Genomic DNA, 21,855 nt, shown 5'->3' on the forward strand with positions numbered 1-21,855 from the left:
ACTATTATCTTAACCCTTTTCCTCAATAAATTTCAACTCTTCATAACGTTCCAACCCTTGGTATATCAACGAAAATTTTATACTTTCCTATACTATTATAAAAAGTTAATAACGCTTGTTTATCTCGTTCTTCAAATATTTTTGCATTGCCAATATAACGGTCTTTTAAAGGTGTTGTTCCGCGTTCAATAAAACTTTTACCCTTGACTCCCTCAGGAATAATTTTAGCGACTTGGCTTAGTGCGGACTTTAACATTGTCGGTACCGACTCAAACAGTTTTAATGATGACGGTTCACGATAAATATTATAGCCACCAAATAGCTCATCTGCCCCTTCGCCTGAGAGCACAACAGTGACATGCTTACTCGCTTCACGCGCGACAAAGTAAAGTGGAATAGCCGCTGGGTCCGCAAGAGGATCATCTAAGTGATAGATGATTTTTGGAATTTTACTTACGAACTCTTCCGGTGAAATCATATATTCATAATTTTGTACACCCAGAGCTTCAGCTGTTTCTTTAGCCACATCTACTTCAGAGTAACCGTGTTGTTCAAATCCGACCGAGAACGTTTTAATATCCGGATGAATTTCTCTTGCGATTGAAGCAATGATCGTTGAATCAATGCCTCCTGATAAAAATGAACCGACCGGTACATCACTACGCATGTGGACATTAACCGAATCATACATGACTGACCGAATTCTCTCAATAAACGCCGACTTTTCATAATTAACGGGTTGGAAAGTCGCATGGAAATACCGTTTAAAATCAAGTGGTTGATCAGTTTTTTTTGTAAAATAATAGCCTGGTTCTATCTTTTTAATCTCCTGACTAAGCGTACAAGGTTCTGGTGCATATTGAAAACTCAAATAGTGTTGCAGCGCGTCATGACTAACTGATTCAGTAAACGGTTCAATAATACTCTTTTTCTCTGAGGCAAAATAAAGACCACGCTCGGTTTCACGATAATATAATGGCTTAATACCAAAGGGGTCACGGGCACCGAATAATGTTTGTTCCTTAGTATCCCAAATTAAGATTGCAAACATGCCTCTTAACTTCTCAAATGCCTCTTCTCGGTAATAATCAAATAACGCAATAATCACCTCTGTATCAGAATCCGTCGAAAATACATAACCCTTCTCTAGCAAATCCTTGCGTAATTCAATATAGTTATATACTTCACCATTGAACACCATCCAATACCGTTCATCTAAATAACTAAATGGTTGATGACCACTCTCAATATCGATAATACTTAACCGTCTAAAGCCAAATAAGACCTGATCATCTTCAAAATACCCTTCATCATCTGGCCCGCGATGAAAAATCATTCTATTGCTGTTTTTAAATTGTTCTTGAGCTGTCTCTTCCCAAATACCTGCCTTATTTTTTAACACACCCACAAATCCGCACATATGACGTCTTTCCCCTTCCGAATATCATTATTATATTATTCATTTCAATATTATGTATCCATCTATTTTTCAAGACGTTAATCACCTCATTTTTGTTACATTTTAATGACAAAACAGGACTTTTGACCTTTCTATTTTAATTCTTTTGAAATAAAAAAACAATATTTTTACAAATTATTTGTTTTTAATTATTTCAGAAGTAGGGTTTGATGAAATGCGTACGACTGAAGCAAATACAAATAGACACGCCCTTATCGTAGAGACGTGTCGGCTAACTATTACTTATATAGCGGGAAACAATCAGCAAGACGTTTGCTTGCTTCTTCTTTCATTACTTTGTCATCTCTTAGTACAAATGAAATGATTTTAGCATATGTCATCATTAATAAAACTGTTAAATTGATTCTAACTTTAAAAGTACATCAAAAAGACACGCCCCATATAGGACGTGCCTTACAAATTATTTATATAGTGGGAAACGATCAGTAAGAGCTTTCACGCGTTTGCGTGCTTCTTCTTTCACTGCTTCATTTTCAATATCTTTTAGTACAAGCGCAATGATTTGACCCACTTCTTTAAGTTCATCTTCTTTAAAGCCTCGTGTTGTCACAGCCGCTGTTCCTACTCGGACACCACTTGTCACAAATGGTGATTCAGTATCAAATGGAATAGTATTTTTATTCGTCGTAATACCAATATCATCTAATGCTTCTTCTGCGACTTTACCTGTTAAGCCTAAGCTTTTAACATCGAGTAACAATAAGTGGTTATCAGTACCATTAGAGACAAGACGCACACCTTCAGCTGTTAGTGAGTCAGCAAAAGCTTTGGCGTTTGATTTAATTTGTTTCGCATAATCTTTAAAGGATGGATCAAGCGCTTCTTTAAACGCTGCTGCTTTGGCCGCAATCACATGCATCAGTGGGCCACCTTGAATACCAGGAAAGACCGCTTTATCGATTTGTTTGGCATATTTTTCCTTTGTAAGAATCATCCCGCCACGAGGACCGCGTAATGTTTTGTGTGTGGTTGTGGTGACAAAATCACTAAAGGGAACAGGATCTGGATGCTCGCCCACCGCGACAAGACCCGCAATGTGTGCCATATCAACCATTAAATAAGCACCGACTTCATCAGCAATCTCCCGGAACTTACTAAAATCAATCTCACGTGGATACGCACTCGCACCAGCAACGATTAATTTAGGTTTTACCGCTAATGCTTTTTCGCGGACAACGTCATAATCTAATATTTCTGTTTCTTTATTTACACCATACTCTTCGAAGTTATACAGCTTACCACTAAAGTTCACCGGACTTCCGTGGGTTAAGTGACCACCGTGTGATAGATTCATGCCAAGGACCGTATCGCCTGGTTCTAAGAATGCATGATACACAGCCATATTCGCTTGTGCGCCTGAGTGTGGTTGAACATTCGCATGTTCTGCCCCGAAGATTTCTTTCGCCCGGTCGCGCGCTAAGTTTTCTGCGATATCCACATACTCACAACCACCATAGTAGCGCTTCTCTGGGTAACCTTCGGCATATTTATTTGTTAAGACCGACCCCTGCGCTTCCATTACTGTTTCTGTGACAAAGTTCTCTGAGGCAATCAACTCAATCTTATCATTTTGACGACCACGCTCTAATTCAATCGCTTCGAATAACTCTACATCATTTGCTTGTACATGTTTCATCCACATCGTTCCCCCTAAAGTATTGGTTTTATTTTTTATAAGAAAGACTAGACAGTCAACTTATTCATACTTTGCGCGCACACCGCCAATGAGTTTTGGACGGCTATAAGCACCCGCTAAACGTGCTTGATTTAAAAACTTCGTCTGAAATCTAAGCGGTACCGCGACCGGTAAAAGATGCATCCCAATCATCGTCTCGCCTATATCTATTCCTGCGTCAGCTTCAATTGTTTCAATCACAACCGCTTCGTCCATGTGTTGATAACTATACGTCGCCATTGACCCACCCGCATGTGGATGCGGAATGACCGTGACAGGACGTTTGCCTAAACTTTTCTGGGTTGTTTTCTCTACCACTAGGGCACGATTTAAATGTTCGCAACACTGAAAAGCAAGTTTAACACCCGTTTCAGCTTTTAGACGTTGTAATGAAGTAAAAATCACTTCCGCAACATCCATACTACCAACCGTCCCAATTTTTTCACCGAGCACTTCACTTGTTGATGTCCCGATAACAAAAATATCACCTGGATTTAAGATATCAAGTTGAACCCATTCATCGACAAACTGATCCATGGTTTCCGTTAAGACCGCTTGATCAACTAAATGCGTCATTATTTTGTCTCGTAATCGTGAATTTTGTTGATGCGACGCTCATGACGTCCACCTTCAAACTCTCCGCCAATCCATGTTTTAACGATTTCTTTCGCAAGATCGACACCGATAACACGGGCGCCTAGTGCTAATACGTTTGAATCGTTATGTTCACGTGTCACGCGTGCAGTATACACATCATGCGTTAAAGCACAACGAATCCCTTTGACTTTATTAGCTGAAATCGACATACCAATCCCGGTCCCACAAATAACAATCCCGCGGTCATATTCACCCGCAGCAACTTTTTCAGCAGCTGGAATACCGTAATCTGAGTAATCACATGACTCTTTTGAATCGCAGCCAATATTATTGACCTCTACACCGAGTTCTCCTAAAAATGCTTCAATTTCCTTTGCTAGTTCAAAACCACCGTGATCTGATGCTAAAACGACTTTCATTATTCAAACACTCCCATCGATTATTATCTTGCGTTTTTATTACTTACTTCATATTGTAACTGATTTTTATTAAATGTGAAGTATTACGGATGTTTTTTTAGAAAATTCTTTCTTCGTTCGGTTTATAAGTTGTTTTGCTTGATTAATTCGGCGATACCTTGATTAATTTCATCAAAAGTAGCAAGATACACGGCTTCATCTTGCCCGAACGGATCTTGAATTTGACGTTTCTTATCAGTTAATGACGGATAAACGTAGCCATTTAACGTATGGATTTTATCACCTTGTTCCGGATTAAAGGAACGAAGTGCCTCTTGATGACTGTCCGTCATTGTTAAAATCAGGTCAGCCCAATCGAGTAAATCTTCAGTAATTTGGCTCGACTCACCATCAAAATCAATCTGATGTTGCATCAGCGCATACCGAGTCCCAGCAGATGTTTTAATACCATCCGTTGTATAAAGTCCAGCGGACTTTACAAAGATCCGGTCCGTTTGATTTGTTTTCTTCACATGATCGAGTAAAATAGCTTCGGCCATCGGCGAACGACACGTATTTCCGGTACAAACAAATAAGATATTCACTACACTCTCGTCCTTTCTCCAAATGACGTGTTACCTTCATTTTATCATATCTACCCTTGTTGTTGCTAAGTATAAGCAGATTAACACATTAGAAGAAAAGGACTACCGAACCACAGCCAATGAAAATCACACCACGTAACAGATCAAAAAACGGTCCCATAATTTTTTCCACTTGCTTGCCTATGTAAAAACCGGTCACACAAAAACTTAAACTCATCACACTAAACATTAGCGCAAGTCGTAAAGTACGTTCATAGACGACAAACCCAACAATTAAAAGAAATCCTAAAAAACACTTCTTAAACGATATGGAATTAACCATATTCAATAAAGAAGTGTTCATTTAAGTCTATTGCTTACTGACTTTTTATATTCATTTTCTATTTCAACTTGGCTCCAACATCAATATACGTAGCCGCTTTTTTCATCCGGTTCATTACGGCTTGACCGACCCCATCTTCAATAAATGTTTCCGCTAAGATCACATCGACATCGGTCTTTTTAAACGACCGAAGCGCGTGATAGAGTTGATTGGCGACAGTCGCAATATCTTCTCTTGTCCCAACAGTGATCACCACATCACCTTGAGCTTGTCTTGCTAGTTCTTCACTGACTAATAAGCCCACCTTTTTCCCTTCCGATTGATACTGTTTGATTTTTTTTCTGAAGTAGTCATCGTCCCCGTCAATCAGAATCATCGGTACTTCAGGTTCATAGTGGGTATATTTCATCCCAGGTGACTTTGGTTTATCTTTTGTCTCTAAGATCGTCGCATCTTCAACTGGCGTCTGTAACACGTGTTCAATATCTTGTTTTGTGATGCCACCAGGCCTAAGAATCACCGCATGACTTCCAGTACAGTCAACGACCGTTGATTCGACCCCAACCCCGGTTGGTCCTCCGTCTAAAATCGCTGAGATTTTATCTTTTAAATCTTGATACACGTGCACCGCACTTGTTGGTGAAGGTTTACCAGAAAGGTTCGCACTTGGTGCGGCTACCGGTAAATCAGATGCTTTAATCAGCTCCCGCGCCGCAAAATGATCTGGTATTCTTAAGCCAACCGTATCTAAACCCGCGGTGACATTTTTCGCGATTTTTCCATTACTCTTTAAAATGACTGTCAGCGGTCCAGGCATAAACGCATCAATTAATTGTTTCGCTAACGGTGTGATTTCTGTTACATAACGTGACATCTGTTCAACATCACTTAAGTGAACAATAAGTGGATTATCACTCGGCCGACCTTTCGCTTCAAATATTTTTTTAATAGCCGCTTCATTTGTCGCATCGGCCCCTAAACCATAGACAGTTTCAGTTGGAAAGGCAACGACTTCTCCCTGCTTTAACCATTCGCTCGCTTTTTGTATATTCTCATCATTCCATAGTAAAAATGATGTTGACATATTAACACCTCATTTTAAAAATTAACAACTTATTCACAGGTTATCCACGATATGTGGACAACGTTTACATTCACGTCTTATCCCACCTGGCTATCTTTATCCACTTATCCACATGTTCATGATTTTGTTTCTCATTCTGATTATACACAGCCTTATCCACTATTTCTAGTCTGAATGTGGGTAAGTTGCCCTGTTATCCACAAACTTATCCACTAACCCTGTGGATAGCCATAGCTATCATACAGTTTTAGCTAAATCATATGTTTTTACCGTATGCCACTGTCAGGCTGTCTCTATTAACGTTGAAGTAAAAAAAGATAAATTTAAACGTCTTGATACATAAAGACCATCCGATCTCGTCCAAACATATCTTGTTTTGTTTCGACGATGGCGTCTGGAAAAGCACTTCTGATAAGGGCGGTAACTGCTTCTTGTTGATTGTAGCCAATTTCAAATGCCAAGAGACCGTGAGGTCTGAGCACCTGTTTAGCTTCATTAATAATGGTGCGGTAACTATATAACCCGTCCTCTTCACTAAAAAGGGCCAAGTGCGGGTCGAAATTTTTAACCGTATCACTGAGCGAATCTAAGTCACTGTAAGGAATATAGGGCGGATTCGATACAATCACATCGACCGACTGCCCCGTTTCTATAAGTGCCGATAAGAAGTCACTAGACCAGAAGGTAACATCAGCCGCTAACCTTTTGGCATTAGCTTTTGCGACACCAAGGGCCGCATCAGAAATGTCAACCGCACTGACATTAAGGTTTGGTCGTTCTAACTTTAAGGTAATACCTAAGACTCCTGTCCCTGTTCCAACATCGACAACATCAGTAAGATGCGGGCGCTTATTTAAGTCTTCTAATAAATAATAGATCAACTCTTCTGTTTCTTGGCGCGGAATAAGCGTGTCTTTAGTCACAGTAAACGTCCGGTCATAAAACTGTTCTTCTCCGGTTAAATGCTGCAGCGGAATACCCGTTGTTGCGTGTGACTCCACCATCTGTTTAAACATATCATATTTTTCAGGTGCCATTGGGTCTTGTAGCCGCATTAAAAACTCTAAGCGCGAAAGGCCTAACACGTGGATGAGTAAAAGCTCACCCACTTTTTCTTCGCGGTTATGTCGTTTTAAAAAAAGAGAAGCCCAGTTAAGGGCTTCTTGTATAGTCGGTTTCATCTTACTCACCTAGCTGGTCCATCTTGCTTGTTTGTTCTTCCATAATCAGCGCATCAACAAATTCATCAAGCTTCCCTTGAAGAATTTGATCGAGCTTTTGAATCGTCAAACCAATACGGTGGTCAGTCACCCGGTTTTGCGGGAAGTTATAGGTTCTAATTCGCTCCGAACGGTCACCTGTCCCGACGGCTGATTTACGGTTTGAGTCAAACTCGGCTTGCGCTTCTTGTTGGAACTTATCATAGACACGGGCACGTAAAATCTTCATCGCTTTTTCTTTGTTTTTAATTTGTGATTTCTCATCTTGCATCGACACAACAATCCCGGTTGGTTCGTGTGTTAATCGAACGGCTGACATCGTTGTATTTACACTCTGTCCACCCGGTCCACTTGAAGTGAACGTATCGACACGAATATCTTTATCATGAATATCGACTTCTACTTCTTCTGCTTCAGGTAAGGCAACGACGGTTGCAGTTGATGTATGGATCCGGCCACCTGATTCGGTCTCAGGTACACGTTGCACTCGGTGCGCACCGTTTTCAAATTTTAATTTTGAATATGCTCCGCGACCATTAATCATCATAATGACTTCTTTATAGCCACCAACACCATTGACGCTACTTTCCATTACATCAACTTTCCAGCCTTGGGCTTCAGCGTATCGGGTATACATTCTAAATAAGTCTCCCGCAAATAGCGCTGCTTCATCGCCACCTGCTGCCCCGCGGATTTCCATAATAACGTTTTTATCATCGTTCGGGTCTTTTGGCAACATTAAGACTTTTAGTTTTTCTTCATATTCCGGGATTTGTGGTGCAAGTTCATCAATTTCCATCTGAACCATTTCACGCATATCCGGATCTTTTTCGCCGTCCAACATCTCTTTTGCATCCGCTAATTGTTCACTAACGTCGCGATACTCACGGTACGTTGCCACAATGTCTGAGAGGTCTGATTGTTCTTTTGAATACTCACGGAGTTTGTTTGTGTCTGAAATTACGTCTGGGTCACTCAATAATTCATTCAACTTTTCATAACGTGCTTCTAATGCTTGTAATTTATCTAACATGGTGATTCACCTCATTTATATTTATGTCCGTCATTTAGTCCACCCCTTATTATATAACACGATCGTATCCCCGTCAAAAAACGTTGCCTGTTTTTTCGTCCCACAACACCTAAGGTCGTTAACTTATTAAAAAACTAACTCCCCCTATCTGTATCATATCTCCATCCGGAATAATAGACACCACCTATCGCCCGTGTGATGTCACGGGATAAGAATCTTAACTCGGCACAGTCGTGTCAAAAAAAGGAGTCTATTATGCCATTACTATTTTTAGCTATTATTTTCTTCCCTGATTTTCTTTTTTGGTACACTTGTCAGCGGAACCTAGGCGATGGGCGTAATCGGCATTCCGCTTGTCTTTCTATCAATGCCAGAGGCCGGGTTACCACTCTTTATTCTCCTCATAGGGATGGGCTATATCAGCAATATGTCGACAGCGACCCATGTTTGTTTACCGATTATTTCAGAGTACTATCAGATTGATTTTAGTCAGCTAATCAAACAGTCCTTACAGATTTTCAGCTTACTAGCCTTGTTTCTATTCGGATATTTAGGAATCACTTAGAAAAGTTAGCGTGTCTAGTATAACTTTTGAGGGACCTTCCTTATCATTCATAAAGGTTTTTTGTCCTGAATTGTAACGTCCCATCAATAATAGAAAATGACTTTAAGTGAAAATTAATCACCTAAAGTCATTTTTTAATATTATTAACGATATTTTATAGTATATATATATCGTTAATGTTTACTTTTTCTTAAATTAGATTATAATATAAGTATATTATAACTTAAATGAGGTGTTAAAATGAGAAAGTCATATACGTTACCTCCTCTTCCTATCACATTTGATGCAGAAACTGAACTTAGTTTTTATAAGTTGGTCGTTGAAGCTTCATCGATGTTAGAAAAACTAAAACAAAAAATGCGTTATTCATTAGTCAGTGAATCATTTCTACAACTGATCACACTAAAGGAGTCTGTTCAATCAACAAGAATCGAAGGAACACAAGTTACTTTTAGCGAGATGCTTGAAGATGAGATCGATCAAAAAGAAGATTGGGAAAAGATAGAAGTGAGAAATTATCAAAAAGCTTTAACAATCGGAATAGAAACGATTCAGGCAGGCTATCCCTTATCTGAACGCTTAATTCGTGACATGCATAACACCCTAATGAATGACGGTCGTGGTTCTACAAGTGCTAGAGGAGAATATCGGATGATCCAGAACTTTATCGGACCTACAAATGACATAAAAGACGCTTCATACGTTCCGCCTGAACCACAATTAATGGGCGAATATATGGCCAATTTAGAACGATATATTAATGGCCATCCATACATGGATGAAGACAAAGACAATCTTCATCCTTTAATTAAAGCAGCCATCATTCATGCACAATTTGAATCTATTCATCCTTTTTTAGACGGGAATGGACGATTAGGTAGAATCCTCATCGTCCTTTATATGCTTCATTCAAACATCATCGATTCGCCATCTTTTTTCCTAAGTGAAGAACTCGAAAAAGAAAAATTCAAATACTATAGTATGCTAAACGGTATCCGCGCGATAAATAGACATGAGCCGGATTGGCATAGTTGGATCACTTTTTTTCTTGAAGCGACTATTCGGATGGCTAAAAGACAAATCAACAAACTGGAACAAGCTGAACGATTATTTGAAGAAGGATTAAACAAGATACAGCAACCCTCTACAGAAAAAGTCTGGGGTGCTCTATTTAAATATCCGATCGCAACTGTTCATCAAATAGAAAAGGAGACACAATTAGCACCAGTAACCATCCGAAAAAGTCTCAATCAACTCATTGAATTATCCTTCATTTATGGAGATGATAAAAAAAGAAATCGACGATTCTTTCATTACGACCTTATTCGAATTATCAACGACTAAAAAATACCACCAACACGTTTTAATACAAAAAACACCGCTAAATGAAGGATCCCGACCCTCAAGATTTAGCGGTGTTTTTATGATGTTTTTCAAAATGACTAAGTTTAGTTAGACATCAAGCATCAGCAATACATCTTACTTGGATTTTGTTTCTTCCCTCATGATTTTATGTTCAACCGGCTTATTAGGCACCTCGTGACAGTGTCGACAACGTGGTTCATAAGATTCACTTGCACCGACTAAGATGATCGGATCATCATATGAGGCAGGTTCGCCGTCAATTAAGCGCTGAGTACGCGAGGCCGGTGACCCGCACCGGGGACAGATCGCATTTAGTTTTGTGACCATTTCACTCATCGCCATAAGTTCTGGCATCACGCCGAATGGTTCACCGCGAAAATCAGTATCAAGACCCGCGACAATGACGCGGTGACCGAGGTCTGCTAGTTGGTCAACAATCGAGACAATCGCCTCATCAAAGAACTGAATTTCATCAATCCCAATCACATCAATATCATCGGTGATATGGTCTAAAATATCGGTTGCTTTTTCAACAGGACGGGCAAGGATTGAGTTACCATTATGGGAAACGACCGACTCCTCATGGTAGCGATTATCGATTGCAGGTTTAAACACACGCACCGTTAAATTACCATACGTCGCCCGTTTAATTCGGCGAATGAGTTCTTCTGATTTTCCTGAAAACATACTGCCACAAATAAGTTCTACCCAACCACTTTGTTTCATAATATACATACCGGATGCCTCCTAAAGTCGTGTTGATTGTCAGCTATTTCTTGCCTTTATTTATTCATTATTTCACTATTTAACAATTAAGTCATGACGCGTTTACTTTTTAAAGATGCAGCGTCATCCCAAAATAAAAACAGGCAAAAGTCGTTCTGCCTGTTTATACGTTACCTTTAAGTTAAGAGAAGCCATCCAAAAAGGATGGCTCTTCTTTAGCGAACACGTCGCTTGATTAGTTAAGGTTATATTTTTTCTTGAAGCGATCCACACGGCCGCCAGCTTTGTCAGCTTTTTGCTTGCCTGTGTAGAATGGGTGAGAATCTGAACTGATCTCAACACGGATTAATGGGTAAGTGTTACCATCTTCCCACTCAATAGTCTCTTCTGAGTACTTTGTTGATCCTGTTAAGAACTTGTAATCAGAGCTTGTATCAAGAAATACAACTTTACGGTATTCTGGGTGAATGCCTTGTCTCATGTCTCTTACACTCCTTCTGCCCTGAATCCTTAGAAACAGAGTTAAATTTTCGCTCGCTTACAACACAACAGTGCTCCAAACGGCATTTTTTCATACGTTAAGATTATAACAGCCTAAGGAAGCCAATGCAATAAAAAAACTAAAAAGATTAGTTTTTGTTTTTGCGTTTCAGTTCTTCAAAAATACTGTCATACAGTTCTTCATTCGTTTTCGTCTGTTTAAAGCGACGAATAAAGCGCTCGACGAAATCCGGTGAATCTTGAATCGCTTTGCGGATCATCCACATGGCTTCAAGTTGATCTTCTGTTAACAACAGCTCTTCCTTACGTGTACTTGAGCGAGCCAAGTCAATCGCAGGGAAAATTCGGCGCTGAGCTAAGTTACGATCGAGGTGAAGTTCCATATTACCGGTACCTTTAAACTCCTCATAGATAACGTCATCCATCCGTGAACCTGTTTCTACAAGTGCGGTCGCAAGAATCGTTAAACTACCACCGTCTTCAATATTACGAGCCGCTCCAAAGAAACGCTTTGGACGGTGGAAAGCCGCTGGGTCAATCCCACCTGAGAGCGTTCGACCACTTGGGGGAATCACTAAGTTATACGCCCGTGCTAGCCGGGTAATACTATCCATTAAAATCACAACATCTTTTTTATGTTCAACGAGACGCATCGCACGTTCTAGTACGAGTTCTGATACTTTGATATGATTTTCTGGCACTTCATCAAATGTTGAAGCAACAACATCCACACCCGGAGCGACGGAACGTTCGATATCCGTTACTTCTTCTGGACGTTCATCAATTAGTAACACAATCAGTTTAACATCAGGGTGATTAGCAGAAATACTATTGGCGATTTCTTTTAATAACACCGTCTTACCTGCTTTTGGCGGTGCGACAACGAGACCACGTTGACCGAAGCCAACCGGAGTGGCTACATCCATAATCCGGGTTGATAATTGTTTGGGTTCAAGTTCTAAATGCATCAGACGATCGGGATAGAGCGGAGTTAACGCTGGGAAATGGACCCGTTCTTTCGCCATCTCAGGATCTTCACCATTGACCGCATCAACATGAAGCAGACCATAGTAGCGTTCGTTTTCTTTTGGTGGACGGACTTTTCCAGAGACTTTATCACCGTTACGTAGGTCAAAGCGGCGAATTTGTGAGGCTGAAATATAAATGTCTTCAGCACTTGGAGAGTAGTTAATTGGACGTAAGAAACCAAAGCCTTCTGATGGAATAATTTCTAATACCCCATCCATAAATAAAAAGCCACTTTTTTCAGCTTGGGCTTTTAAAATTGCAAAAATTAATTCGCGTTTTGTTAATTTTGCATAATAAGACACTTTAAACTCTCGCGCATGGGCGTATAAGTCTTTTAGTGTCATTGTTTCTAATTCTGAAATCGTTACTTCAGACACATTGATCATCACCTATTCTACTTATTTTTTATATGGATGTTTCGTCGCAACACATTTAATATTCCTTGTTCAATCAATCATGTTGCTGAAGATGACACCGGTTTATCACTGTCTTCCTTTAAAGGGACTATATGTATCAATTAACACCGATGTTACATGAAATATCACGTATCATGCATTTAAATGAAATGAATAACGAGAAGAGTAGTCTTATAAGAGGCTGTTAATCCGTTGATACATAGCGAAGCTATCTCTTTTTCTCTATATTGTAGAGAATCACACGATGTTTGTAAAGCATAAATAAGTAAAACGCCCTGAGAATGGACGTCTTACTTATACAACTTTAACATCTATTAATTTTCTTGATAGGCATGTATTTCATCTTTTGACATCTTTTCACGCCAAATGTTTGCGCCTAATGATTTAAGCTTTTCAATCAGGTTTTCATAGCCACGATCAATATGCTCTAGGCCCGTAATTTCGGTCACACCATCGGCAATTAATCCCGCCACGACCAGAGCGGCCCCTGCGCGTAAATCAGTTGCACGTACTTTTGCACCTTGTAACAGAATCGGACCTTGGATAATTGCCGAGGCACCTTCAACTTTAATTTTGGCATTCATCCGACGTAATTCATCAATATGCTTAAATCGGGCAGAATAAATCGTATCCGTCACAATCGCTGTACCTTCTGCTTTTGTGAGCAGCGACGTAAATGGTTGTTGTAAATCAGTCGGGAATCCTGGGTGCACAAGCGTTTTTATATCCACCGCTGATAAGTTTTGTTTTGGTCTGATAATAAGGGATTCTTCACCTTCTGTAATATCAATACCCATTTCGCGTAATTTTGCGATTAAAGGCTCTAAGTGCTGAGGAATGACGTTATCAATATACACTTCTTCCCCTTGCGCTGCTGCCATAATCGTATAGGTTCCCGCTTCAATCCGGTCAGGAATAATCGTATGCACACAACCAGAAAGTTGGTCGACCCCTTCAATGCGAATCACATCGGTACCGGCGCCTTTAATCTTAGCGCCCATACTTGTAAGAAGCGTGGCAACATCAATAATCTCCGGTTCCTTAGCCGCGTTTTCAATCACGGTTTTTCCTTTCGCCCGAACAGCGGCAAGCATGATGTTAATCGTTGCACCGACACTGACGACATCTAAATAAATCCGTGCACCATGCAGTTCATCGGCACGTAAATAAATTGCCCCTTGTTCATTGGTCACTTCGGCTCCAAGCGCTTCAAAGCCTTTAATATGCTGATCAATCGGACGCGGTCCTAAATGACAACCGCCCGGTAAGCCAACAACTGCTTTTTTAAATCGCCCTAGCATGGCGCCCATAAAATAATACGACGCGCGGAGTGTTTTCACTTTCCCGTTCGGTAATGGCATCGAAACCATTTGACTTGGATCAATTGTCACCGCATGATCGGTCTTTGTTACGACGCCGCCGATATCTTCAAGTAAAGCACTTAGTGTATCGACATCTGAAATATTCGGTAATCCTTCAATTGTAACTTCAGAATCTGCCAAGATCGTGGCTGGAAGGAGAGCAACGGCACTATTTTTTGCCCCACCAATATGCACACGACCTTTTAGCTTCTTCCCACCTTCAACAAATAATTTTTCCATCTGTATATTCCCCTTTACGTTCCATTGTATCGTTAATGTTTATATTGTTCGTTAGTAGTTTTTAAGGTTTTATTTATATCATACGACACAGAAAAATCCATGACATTTTCATTATACAAATAAACAGGGGAAGTTGCTAGTGATTATGGCTTTTCTCATAACATTTTAATGATTTGTCTAGGCAAACTGCTGTTTTTTCAGAAAAACAACGTGGTTTTCATTTTAACTAACACTTAGATAAACAACTTATCTAAGAAAGTTTCCGTTAATTGATATTGTTTCGGCTGTTGATTCACTCAACGAACATCACCCAATTGTTCCAGCTTTTTCATCGCTAGTATACGTGTCATTCTCATGTAATACTCAATCAATACTTAAAAGGCCTCATACAATTTATCAATCAGGCCATGTAAAAAGCCGACTAACTCCTCATCAGCTAACACATGCGTCGTTTGGTAAACCCCGTCTGTACTAACCTTGCAATGAATCCCGCCTTCTTTGAAATGGAGAAGATAATACTCCGTCATCTCAGCTGTTGGGTCTTCTTCTATTGTTTCTTTAAAAATGTACCTTAATACAATCGATGACGTGGCCATTTGTTTTGTTCGTTTGATTACGGCTTCTGTTAACCGAAGTGAATCAATCGGGTCATCTAGACGCACCAGGATGTCGTGTTTAATTTGTTCATAAAATGGTTGATGACGATTTTCACCAATGATTTCTATTTCAAAACAATCTAACATATCTATGTCCCCCTCATTTTAAGCCTTTACTATAGTGAAAGTCTGATCATTATTCACTCTAAGTCTACTATATCTCTACCTTCCTGACTAGCAAGACGTATTTTTAATACGTTGATTATGTATTTCGTTTCTTAAGATGCAAAAAGCACTTACCCCGGAAGGATAAGTGCTTTTTTATATACAAACTATTATGCTTTGTTTGAAGAACCGAATTCACGCATTTTACCAATAACAGTGTCTTTAATTGCATCGCGAGATGGTCCTAAGTATTTACGAGGATCAATCATATCAGGATTAGCCGCTAATACTTCACGAACTTTTTTCGTTTGTTGGATTTGGTTTTCAGTGTTCACGTTAATCTTAGAAGTTCCGAAAGAAATCGCTTTTTGGATATCTTTAGTTGGGATACCAGTACCACCATGAAGAACTAAAGGAACACCTGCAATTGTGTTGATTTCTTCCATTTCTTTGAATCCTAAGTTTGGCTCACCTTTGTAAGGACCGTGTACTGAACCAAGCGCTGGTGCTAATGTATCGATACCTGTACGCTCAACCATTTCTTTACACTCTTCAGGATTTGCATAGATGATGTCACCTACAACGTCATCTTCTTGTCCACCGACAGTTCCAAGCTCAGCTTCTACTGATACACCGTTTAAGTGTGCTAATTCAACAACTTTTGCAGTTGTCGCGATGTTTTCATCAAATGGATCGTGAGAAGCATCGATCATAACTGATGTGAAACCAGCATGGATGGCTTTCGCACATTGTTCAAAGCTTGAACCGTGGTCTAAGTGAATTGCAACTGGTACTGTTGTACCTTGTGCTTCCATTACTGCTTTAACCATAGCGACTACGACACCGTAACCACCCATATATTTTCCTGCACCTTCTGAAACACCTAAAATAACTGGTGATTTCTCAGCTTCAGCTGCTTGAAGGATTGCTTGGATATACTCAAGGTTGTTGATGTTGAATTGTCCTACTGCGTACCCGTCTTTGTTTGCATCTTGCAACATTTTTGTCATTGATACTAATGGCATGAATTGTTCCTCCTTAAAATAGTTAAGAAATTAATTTAGTATAAAGCATATCTAAAACAAATTAAACATACTTGTATAGCCAGTCAATTACAACGTTTGATTGGTTACACTCTAAGCATACCAATTTCAAGCCAAAGGTGCAAGACAAAGCTTGTCGTTGTAAACGTTTACTCTTTAAAAATTCATCAAATAGACGATAATTTTATACCATTTCCGAACATTTCTCTTACGCATTCTTTTTACCAACCGACAGTAACGTGACTATGAGATACTTAAGGCACGGTCCTCACACACTTTCTATTCACCTAAAAACACTGACGACTTTGTCTTGTCGGCAGTGTTTTTAGTCATCATTCTTTTAGGTTCTCAGATTTTCTAACTCCGTTGTTGATACACCATCGCATGATCAATAAATCCTTTAAATAATGGATGTGCATGGGTTGGTCGTGATTTAAATTCAGGATGGAACTGAGAAGCGACAAACCACGGGTGATTCTTTAGTTCAATCGTCTCAACAAGACGTCCATCAGGGCTCGTTCCTGAAAACACAAAGCCTGCTTGTTCCATCTCAGTCCGGTAGGTGTTATTAAACTCATAACGGTGACGGTGACGCTCATAAATTAAATCTTCCCCGTAGGCCGCTTTCACTTTTGTCTCTGGCTGTAGTTGACATGGATAAAGACCGAGTCGTAACGTGCCACCTAAATCTTCGATATCTTTTTGCTCTGGCAGTAAATCAATCAATGGATGCGTCGTTTGCGGATTGATCTCGGCTGAGTGAGCATCCGCATGACCTAATACATGACGCGCATATTCAACGGTCGCCAACTGCATCCCAAGACAAATCCCAAGAAACGGCACCTGTTGTTCACGTGCGTAGCGAATCGCTTCAATTTTCCCTTCAATCCCCCGGTCACCAAAGCCACCTGGGACAAGGATGCCGTCCGCTGATGTAAGCAAGTTACTGGCATTGTCTTTTGTGACGGTATCTGCATTAATCCAGTCAATCTCAACATCCACATCATTTGGATATCCCGCATGTTTTAGTGCCTCAACAACAGATAAATACGCATCAGGTAATTCAACATACTTACCGACTAAGGCAATCCGCACTGTGTTCGTTAACCCCGCTACTGTTTCAGCTAATTGGATCCACTCGGTCATATCCGGTTCTTCTGTCGTTAATTTAAAATGCTCACATGTAATATCATCTAATCCTTGGTCTTTTAACATAAGGGGAATATGATACAGCGTTTTCGCATCGCGTGACTCAATCACGTTTTTAACGTTAATATCACAAAACAGAGCAATCTTTTCTTTCATATCGGCAGTGACTTCATGTTCTGAGCGCAAGACAATCACATCTGGCTGAATCCCAAGGGATCGAAGTTCTTTTACCGAGTGCTGGGTCGGCTTTGTTTTTAATTCACCAGCTGCTTTAATATAAGGGACGAGCGTCGTATGAATATATAACACATCATCTTTTCCGACATCTGATTTAATTTGACGGATTGCTTCTAAAAATGGCAACGACTCGATATCCCCTACCGTGCCCCCAATTTCTGTAATAACAATATCAGCCCCCGTTTGTTTACCTGTTCTAAACACCTGGTCTTTAATTTCATTTGTAATATGTGGAATAACTTGTACGGTTCCACCAAGATAATCGCCGCGACGTTCTTTTCTAATCACACTCGAGTAGACGCGTCCGGTCGTAATATTTGAAAGTTTGGATAGATTAATGTCAATAAAACGTTCATAGTGGCCTAAGTCTAAATCCGTCTCTGCTCCGTCATCAGTCACAAAAACCTCACCGTGTTGATAAGGACTCATCGTACCTGGGTCAACGTTAATATACGGGTCAAATTTTTGAATTGTCACGCTAAGCCCGCGATTTTTTAGTAGGCGGCCGAGTGAGGCAGCAACAATTCCTTTCCCAATTGATGACACAACGCCACCGGTTACAAAAATATACTTTGTCATTGTTTTTCCCTCCATGTTGTTAGTCTGTCTATTTAAGAGGCAATTAAACAAAAAAATCGCCCCCCAAAACTGCGGGAGACGAAAATATAGATCTTGATTGAGCCCAAGTAAAATTCTACGGTGAAACACGAATGAAATCAAGGTTTCCGTTATACCTTTTTTGGCTTAAAACAATCTCAAAATGCGCTAGGACATTTTATCTTCATATTGTTTATCGATTCTTTCTTTTCTAAACAAAATCAATTAAAAAAACAGATACAGCAATCATTGCTGTATCTGTCGTTTAATTAATTTCATGACCCTTATTTTTCTTGCTCATCATCTGATGCTTCGTCTTCATCTTCATTTTCATCGTCATCTTCATCTTCTTCGTCTTCATCGTCGTCAAAGAGATCATCATCATCCAACTCATCAAGTCCGAGGTCATCATCGTCATCGTCATCCCCATCATCTTTTTTCGCAATAAAGTCGATTGGGATTTCTGTTAGATCTTCTTCCTCTTCTTCCGCTGGATGATCAATTGATGGTTCAACTTCTTTTTTCTTCGCTTTTTTCTTTTTCTTTTTTTTCTTTTTCGGTTCTTCTGTAATCTCTTCATCAATCTGATCGACTGGGTACCATACTTTTAATCCCCAGATGCCTTGACCTAGATAAAGAAAACGACCGTCTAAGTTTAAGTCTGTGTAGAACTGGGCAAAAGCTTCATCTCGCTCTGCACCATTTAATTGTTTGAGTTCAGTAATTTCTTCAAAGATATCACGATAGTTCACCGCTTTTTTCTCTTGTTTTAATAAAGCGACCGCCATTTCAATCATTGAATATTTCTCTAGTTGCTCACGGTTGATATTTAGTTCACTCACCGTCGTACACTCCCTTTATTTCAAATAGTCATTACAATTTTAAATACCCTAAAATTTGTGTTTTGTTTTACCACCAGTACATTATAGGGGTAGTATTAGCAAAAAGCAACCGTTCTACCTAATTGATTGATGAAAAAAGGGAGTTTTTTTAACGCCGGATAAATTCAACGACAGATTTCACCTTTTTATCCGTTAAATCACCAGAATTGTCGAAGATCAAGATGTTTTCATCACTAATATCCCAGTTGATTTCTGGCACGAAATTGACGCGATTCTCATAACTTGTCCAGTTTTCTAATTTCCACGAGTCTCTTTCTGTTCCACGTCCTTTAATACGAGACTTTTGTTGGTCAATATCGTCAAGTGTCACAACAATAACTTTCACATCGACGTCCGCTTTTGTTTTATCTGCCTTATTTAATAAGTCTTCCATCCACTGATTACTTTTTAGTTCTTTTGTGAACGGTGAGATCATAAAGACATTTTGACCAACACGAATATTTTCCACACAAATATCTTTGGCCGTATCATATTCTAAATCGCGTAAATTTTCTTTATAGAACCCTGAATCTCTATCATCTGGGTCTAAGCCTTCCTTGTTTAAAAACGCTTCAACGAAGCGTCCGCCTATCGTATCACGATCTAGGAAAGCTGCGGGAATATGCTTGACCGTTTTTTCTGCGACCGTTGTTTTACCTGTTCCTGCCACTCCAACAAAAAACACTACTTTCTGCATTCTTCTTCCCTCACTTCTTCATTTATTGTCTTCTATGTTAACGCATACAGGATAAGAATGCATCATTTTTTTCAAAAAACTGAGCTAACCGTTGCCTCTTTATCCAGCATGTTGAACTATTCTCAATGAACGAAACATTTCTTTTTTAGGTCGTCATCATCTTTTTAATTTTATGTTCTAACATATCTAGTGAGAAAGGTTTTGTCAAAAAATCATCTGCCCCAAGTTGTAATGCTTCTGTCTTAATAGCTGCATGAGCATTCCCTGTAAGAATAATCGTTTTTTGATCGTCATTAAATCGCCGGTTCTTGATTTGTTTAAGTACATCAATTCCTGTTACTTTTGGCAACGTAAGATCAAGTAAGATAAGATCATATCGTGTCTCAGCCATTTTATCAATGGCCATCTGTCCATCGCTTGCATAATCTATCGTATATCCCAAATAACCTAGCCTCGTCTCAATAATCTTTCTCAACATCGGTTCCTCATCTACAACGAGAATCTTATCTTTTGTAATTGATGCATTTATTTCTTTTATATATGTTTGATTCTTGCCTTTTTCTTTCGCTATATACAATGCTTTATCTGCTTTTTCAAGTAGGATTGTTTTTGTCTCTGACTTATCACCAAATTCTGCGATACCAGCACTAAAAGAAAGAACCACTTGGTCATTTTGTTCAGTTACAAAAGGCTTTGACTGAATTTCCGTTCTGATTTCTTCAATAAGTTCCTTGGCTGCTTTTGCTTTTAGATTTCGGAAAATGACTAAAAACTCATCACCACCAAATCGATAAAGATCGCCCGTTTCATTCAAATGATGGCGAATAGTACTTGTGAATTCAATTAGCATCTTATCACCAAAAAGATGGCCATACGTATCATTAATAGTTTTGAAATAATCTAAATCTAAGAAAGCGACCGAAAAAACTTCTCCTTCATTTAAATACTTAGTCTTAGTCAGTTCAAATTGTTGTGAAAAACGTTTTCTCGTATAGGCTCCTGTTAGTTCATCCACGTAGTACAATTCATTTTTAGCTTCTACTTTCTTTAATGTCCCTTTAATTTGAGCTAGTAGCTCGTCAACATCGACAGGTTTTCGTAAAATATTCGTTGCTCCTAGTCTTAGTGCTTCATTTCTTATATGAGGTGTACCAACACCTGTTAAAAATACAATGGGTAGCTCTTTATTGATTTTTATGACATCATTAAACATGTCAAACCCGGATTTTTCTGGCATAACAATATCAATGATGGCTAAATCAACAGCTTCATTTTTAATAAAATCAATGGCATCGTTTGAGTTACTTGTAATGTATACCTGAAACCCCTCATTTTTCAAAACATCACTTAAATAATCAAGCAGCTGAACGTCATCATCTAGAACCATAATCTTGCCCTGAGACATTCCTTGAGGTTGGTCAATCTCAGTCGGATCTATTGAATCATGTTCATTTAGAACCCCCGCTTCTAAATGACGATTAATCAAACGAAACATCTCTCCTGTATTGAAAATTAATTGAAGAAATGCAGCTTCCTCCGTTTGATCATCGTTTAATTGATTAACTAATAAGGCTTCATTATCAGCGGCTACTTTTTCTATAGCCGGGAGTTCAATCGTTCCTGCTGTGCCTTTGGCGCTATGAAAAAATCTGTATAATTCATCATATAACTTTTTATCTCTCGTGGAGATAAACATAATGACTTGCTTGGCTATATGTCCCATAACCTTGTTTTTTTCAACTAAGAAAGCTTTTTGAGCTTTTAATATCAATGCGCTCATTTTATTTACATCCACAAAACACCCCTCCTATTTAAGCTCAAATTGTGAATTACTCTAGCGAATTCCTCGTTTAATGCAGCTTCCTCCATCTTT

At 39.3% G+C, this 21,855-nt stretch carries 20 protein-coding genes and 1 pseudogene; 2 read left to right on the plus strand and 19 right to left on the minus strand.

All coding sequences use genetic code 11. The features are described from left to right. Positions 1-79 precede the first annotated feature (79 nt). From asnB to prfA, 9 genes and pseudogenes are all read right to left on the minus strand, one after another. A pseudogene (gene asnB, locus BM098_RS02620) lies at positions 80-1,420 on the minus strand (asparagine synthase (glutamine-hydrolyzing)); the annotation flags it as partial. 460 nt (positions 1,421-1,880) lie between these two features. Then, positions 1,881-3,116 carry a serine hydroxymethyltransferase gene (gene glyA / locus BM098_RS02625; RefSeq protein WP_089830114.1) on the minus strand — a complete coding sequence of 412 codons (1,236 nt, stop codon included), beginning with the start codon at positions 3,114-3,116 and terminating at the stop codon, positions 1,881-1,883. A 60-nt stretch (positions 3,117-3,176) separates the two neighbouring features. Continuing rightward, positions 3,177-3,731, minus strand: coding sequence for a TIGR01440 family protein (locus BM098_RS02630; protein WP_089830116.1), 555 nt, complete (start codon positions 3,729-3,731; stop codon positions 3,177-3,179). After that, entirely contained in the window at positions 3,731-4,171 is a 441-nt protein-coding gene (gene rpiB, locus BM098_RS02635; RefSeq protein ID WP_089830118.1) for a ribose 5-phosphate isomerase B, read from the minus strand. The genes BM098_RS02630 and rpiB overlap by 1 nt, the downstream gene beginning before the upstream one ends. A 122-nt stretch (positions 4,172-4,293) precedes the next feature. Next, positions 4,294-4,755 (minus strand): low molecular weight protein arginine phosphatase, encoded by a 462-nt coding sequence (locus tag BM098_RS02640; RefSeq protein WP_089830120.1) that lies wholly within the window; start codon positions 4,753-4,755, stop codon positions 4,294-4,296. An 88-nt stretch (positions 4,756-4,843) separates the two neighbouring features. Then, positions 4,844-5,077, minus strand: coding sequence for a hypothetical protein (locus BM098_RS13650; protein ID WP_234987384.1), 234 nt, complete (start codon positions 5,075-5,077; stop codon positions 4,844-4,846). Between the two features lie 58 nt (positions 5,078-5,135). After that, positions 5,136-6,161 carry an L-threonylcarbamoyladenylate synthase gene (locus BM098_RS02645; RefSeq protein ID WP_089830122.1) on the minus strand — a complete coding sequence of 342 codons (1,026 nt, stop codon included), beginning with the start codon at positions 6,159-6,161 and terminating at the stop codon, positions 5,136-5,138. Positions 6,162-6,484: 323 nt separating this feature from the next. Next, positions 6,485-7,342 (minus strand): peptide chain release factor N(5)-glutamine methyltransferase, encoded by an 858-nt coding sequence (gene prmC / locus BM098_RS02650; protein ID WP_089830124.1) that lies wholly within the window; start codon positions 7,340-7,342, stop codon positions 6,485-6,487. A gap of 1 nt (position 7,343) precedes the next feature. Next, the gene (gene prfA / locus BM098_RS02655; protein ID WP_089830126.1) at positions 7,344-8,414 is read right to left on the minus strand and encodes a peptide chain release factor 1; all 1,071 of its coding nucleotides are present in this window, start codon (positions 8,412-8,414) and stop codon (positions 7,344-7,346) included. A gap of 331 nt (positions 8,415-8,745) precedes the next feature. On the opposite strand from prfA, the gene BM098_RS13310 reads away from it, so the two are divergent. Both BM098_RS13310 and BM098_RS02660 read left to right on the plus strand, forming a co-directional pair. Beyond that, positions 8,746-8,979: a hypothetical protein gene (locus BM098_RS13310; protein ID WP_143423367.1), complete on the plus strand. Its 234-nt coding sequence runs from the start codon at positions 8,746-8,748 to the stop codon at positions 8,977-8,979. Positions 8,980-9,219: 240 nt separating this feature from the next. Beyond that, complete coding sequence (locus BM098_RS02660; RefSeq protein ID WP_089830129.1) at positions 9,220-10,323, plus strand: Fic family protein; 1,104 nt, start codon at positions 9,220-9,222, stop codon at positions 10,321-10,323. A gap of 135 nt (positions 10,324-10,458) precedes the next feature. On the opposite strand, the gene BM098_RS02665 is transcribed toward BM098_RS02660, so the two are convergent. From BM098_RS02665 to BM098_RS02710, 10 genes are all read right to left on the minus strand, one after another. Beyond that, positions 10,459-11,079 (minus strand): thymidine kinase, encoded by a 621-nt coding sequence (locus BM098_RS02665; protein ID WP_089830131.1) that lies wholly within the window; start codon positions 11,077-11,079, stop codon positions 10,459-10,461. Positions 11,080-11,305: 226 nt separating this feature from the next. Beyond that, entirely contained in the window at positions 11,306-11,551 is a 246-nt protein-coding gene (locus tag BM098_RS02670) for a type B 50S ribosomal protein L31 (protein WP_089830133.1), read from the minus strand. A gap of 148 nt (positions 11,552-11,699) precedes the next feature. After that, entirely contained in the window at positions 11,700-12,977 is a 1,278-nt protein-coding gene (gene rho / locus BM098_RS02675; RefSeq protein ID WP_089830135.1) for a transcription termination factor Rho, read from the minus strand. 353 nt (positions 12,978-13,330) lie between these two features. Continuing rightward, a complete protein-coding gene (locus tag BM098_RS02680) occupies positions 13,331-14,617 on the minus strand; it encodes a UDP-N-acetylglucosamine 1-carboxyvinyltransferase (protein WP_089830136.1) in 1,287 nt (428 codons plus the stop codon). 374 nt (positions 14,618-14,991) lie between these two features. Beyond that, entirely contained in the window at positions 14,992-15,360 is a 369-nt protein-coding gene (locus BM098_RS02685; RefSeq protein ID WP_089830138.1) for a hypothetical protein, read from the minus strand. 188 nt (positions 15,361-15,548) lie between these two features. Further along, the gene (gene fba / locus BM098_RS02690) at positions 15,549-16,403 is read right to left on the minus strand and encodes a class II fructose-1,6-bisphosphate aldolase (RefSeq protein ID WP_089830140.1); all 855 of its coding nucleotides are present in this window, start codon (positions 16,401-16,403) and stop codon (positions 15,549-15,551) included. 375 nt (positions 16,404-16,778) lie between these two features. Further along, positions 16,779-18,386, minus strand: coding sequence for a CTP synthase (locus BM098_RS02695; RefSeq protein ID WP_089830142.1), 1,608 nt, complete (start codon positions 18,384-18,386; stop codon positions 16,779-16,781). A 302-nt stretch (positions 18,387-18,688) separates the two neighbouring features. Further along, positions 18,689-19,246 (minus strand): DNA-directed RNA polymerase subunit delta, encoded by a 558-nt coding sequence (gene rpoE / locus BM098_RS02700; protein ID WP_234987385.1) that lies wholly within the window; start codon positions 19,244-19,246, stop codon positions 18,689-18,691. 148 nt (positions 19,247-19,394) lie between these two features. Then, complete coding sequence (locus BM098_RS02705; protein ID WP_089830144.1) at positions 19,395-19,982, minus strand: P-loop nucleotide/nucleoside kinase family protein; 588 nt, start codon at positions 19,980-19,982, stop codon at positions 19,395-19,397. A 145-nt stretch (positions 19,983-20,127) separates the two neighbouring features. Continuing rightward, positions 20,128-21,777, minus strand: a complete 1,650-nt coding sequence (locus tag BM098_RS02710) for a response regulator (RefSeq protein ID WP_089830146.1) — start codon at positions 21,775-21,777, stop codon at positions 20,128-20,130. Positions 21,778-21,855: the final 78 nt, after the last annotated feature.

The organism is Halolactibacillus halophilus, assembly GCF_900115605.1.
Lineage (GTDB): Bacteria > Bacillota > Bacilli > Bacillales > Amphibacillaceae > Halolactibacillus > Halolactibacillus halophilus.

Coding starts and splice junctions, on each gene's coding strand:
- BM098_RS02645 (WP_089830122.1), bottom strand. CDS start 6,161: ATGTCAACATCATTTTTACTATGGAATGATGAGAATATACAAAAAGCG.
- rpiB (WP_089830118.1), bottom strand. CDS start 4,171: ATGAAAGTCGTTTTAGCATCAGATCACGGTGGTTTTGAACTAGCAAAG.
- prfA (WP_089830126.1), bottom strand. CDS start 8,414: ATGTTAGATAAATTACAAGCATTAGAAGCACGTTATGAAAAGTTGAAT.
- fba (WP_089830140.1), bottom strand. CDS start 16,403: ATGCCATTAGTATCAATGACAAAAATGTTGCAAGATGCAAACAAAGAC.
- BM098_RS02670 (WP_089830133.1), bottom strand. CDS start 11,551: ATGAGACAAGGCATTCACCCAGAATACCGTAAAGTTGTATTTCTTGAT.
- BM098_RS02680 (WP_089830136.1), bottom strand. CDS start 14,617: ATGGAAAAATTATTTGTTGAAGGTGGGAAGAAGCTAAAAGGTCGTGTG.
- BM098_RS02705 (WP_089830144.1), bottom strand. CDS start 19,982: ATGCAGAAAGTAGTGTTTTTTGTTGGAGTGGCAGGAACAGGTAAAACA.
- prmC (WP_089830124.1), bottom strand. CDS start 7,342: ATGAAACCGACTATACAAGAAGCCCTTAACTGGGCTTCTCTTTTTTTA.
- BM098_RS02685 (WP_089830138.1), bottom strand. CDS start 15,360: ATGTTAGATTGTTTTGAAATAGAAATCATTGGTGAAAATCGTCATCAA.
- glyA (WP_089830114.1), bottom strand. CDS start 3,116: ATGAAACATGTACAAGCAAATGATGTAGAGTTATTCGAAGCGATTGAA.
- BM098_RS13650 (WP_234987384.1), bottom strand. CDS start 5,077: ATGGTTAATTCCATATCGTTTAAGAAGTGTTTTTTAGGATTTCTTTTA.
- BM098_RS02695 (WP_089830142.1), bottom strand. CDS start 18,386: ATGACAAAGTATATTTTTGTAACCGGTGGCGTTGTGTCATCAATTGGG.
- BM098_RS02630 (WP_089830116.1), bottom strand. CDS start 3,731: ATGACGCATTTAGTTGATCAAGCGGTCTTAACGGAAACCATGGATCAG.
- BM098_RS13310 (WP_143423367.1), top strand. CDS start 8,746: ATGGGCGTAATCGGCATTCCGCTTGTCTTTCTATCAATGCCAGAGGCC.
- BM098_RS02665 (WP_089830131.1), bottom strand. CDS start 11,079: ATGTATATTATGAAACAAAGTGGTTGGGTAGAACTTATTTGTGGCAGT.
- BM098_RS02660 (WP_089830129.1), top strand. CDS start 9,220: ATGAGAAAGTCATATACGTTACCTCCTCTTCCTATCACATTTGATGCA.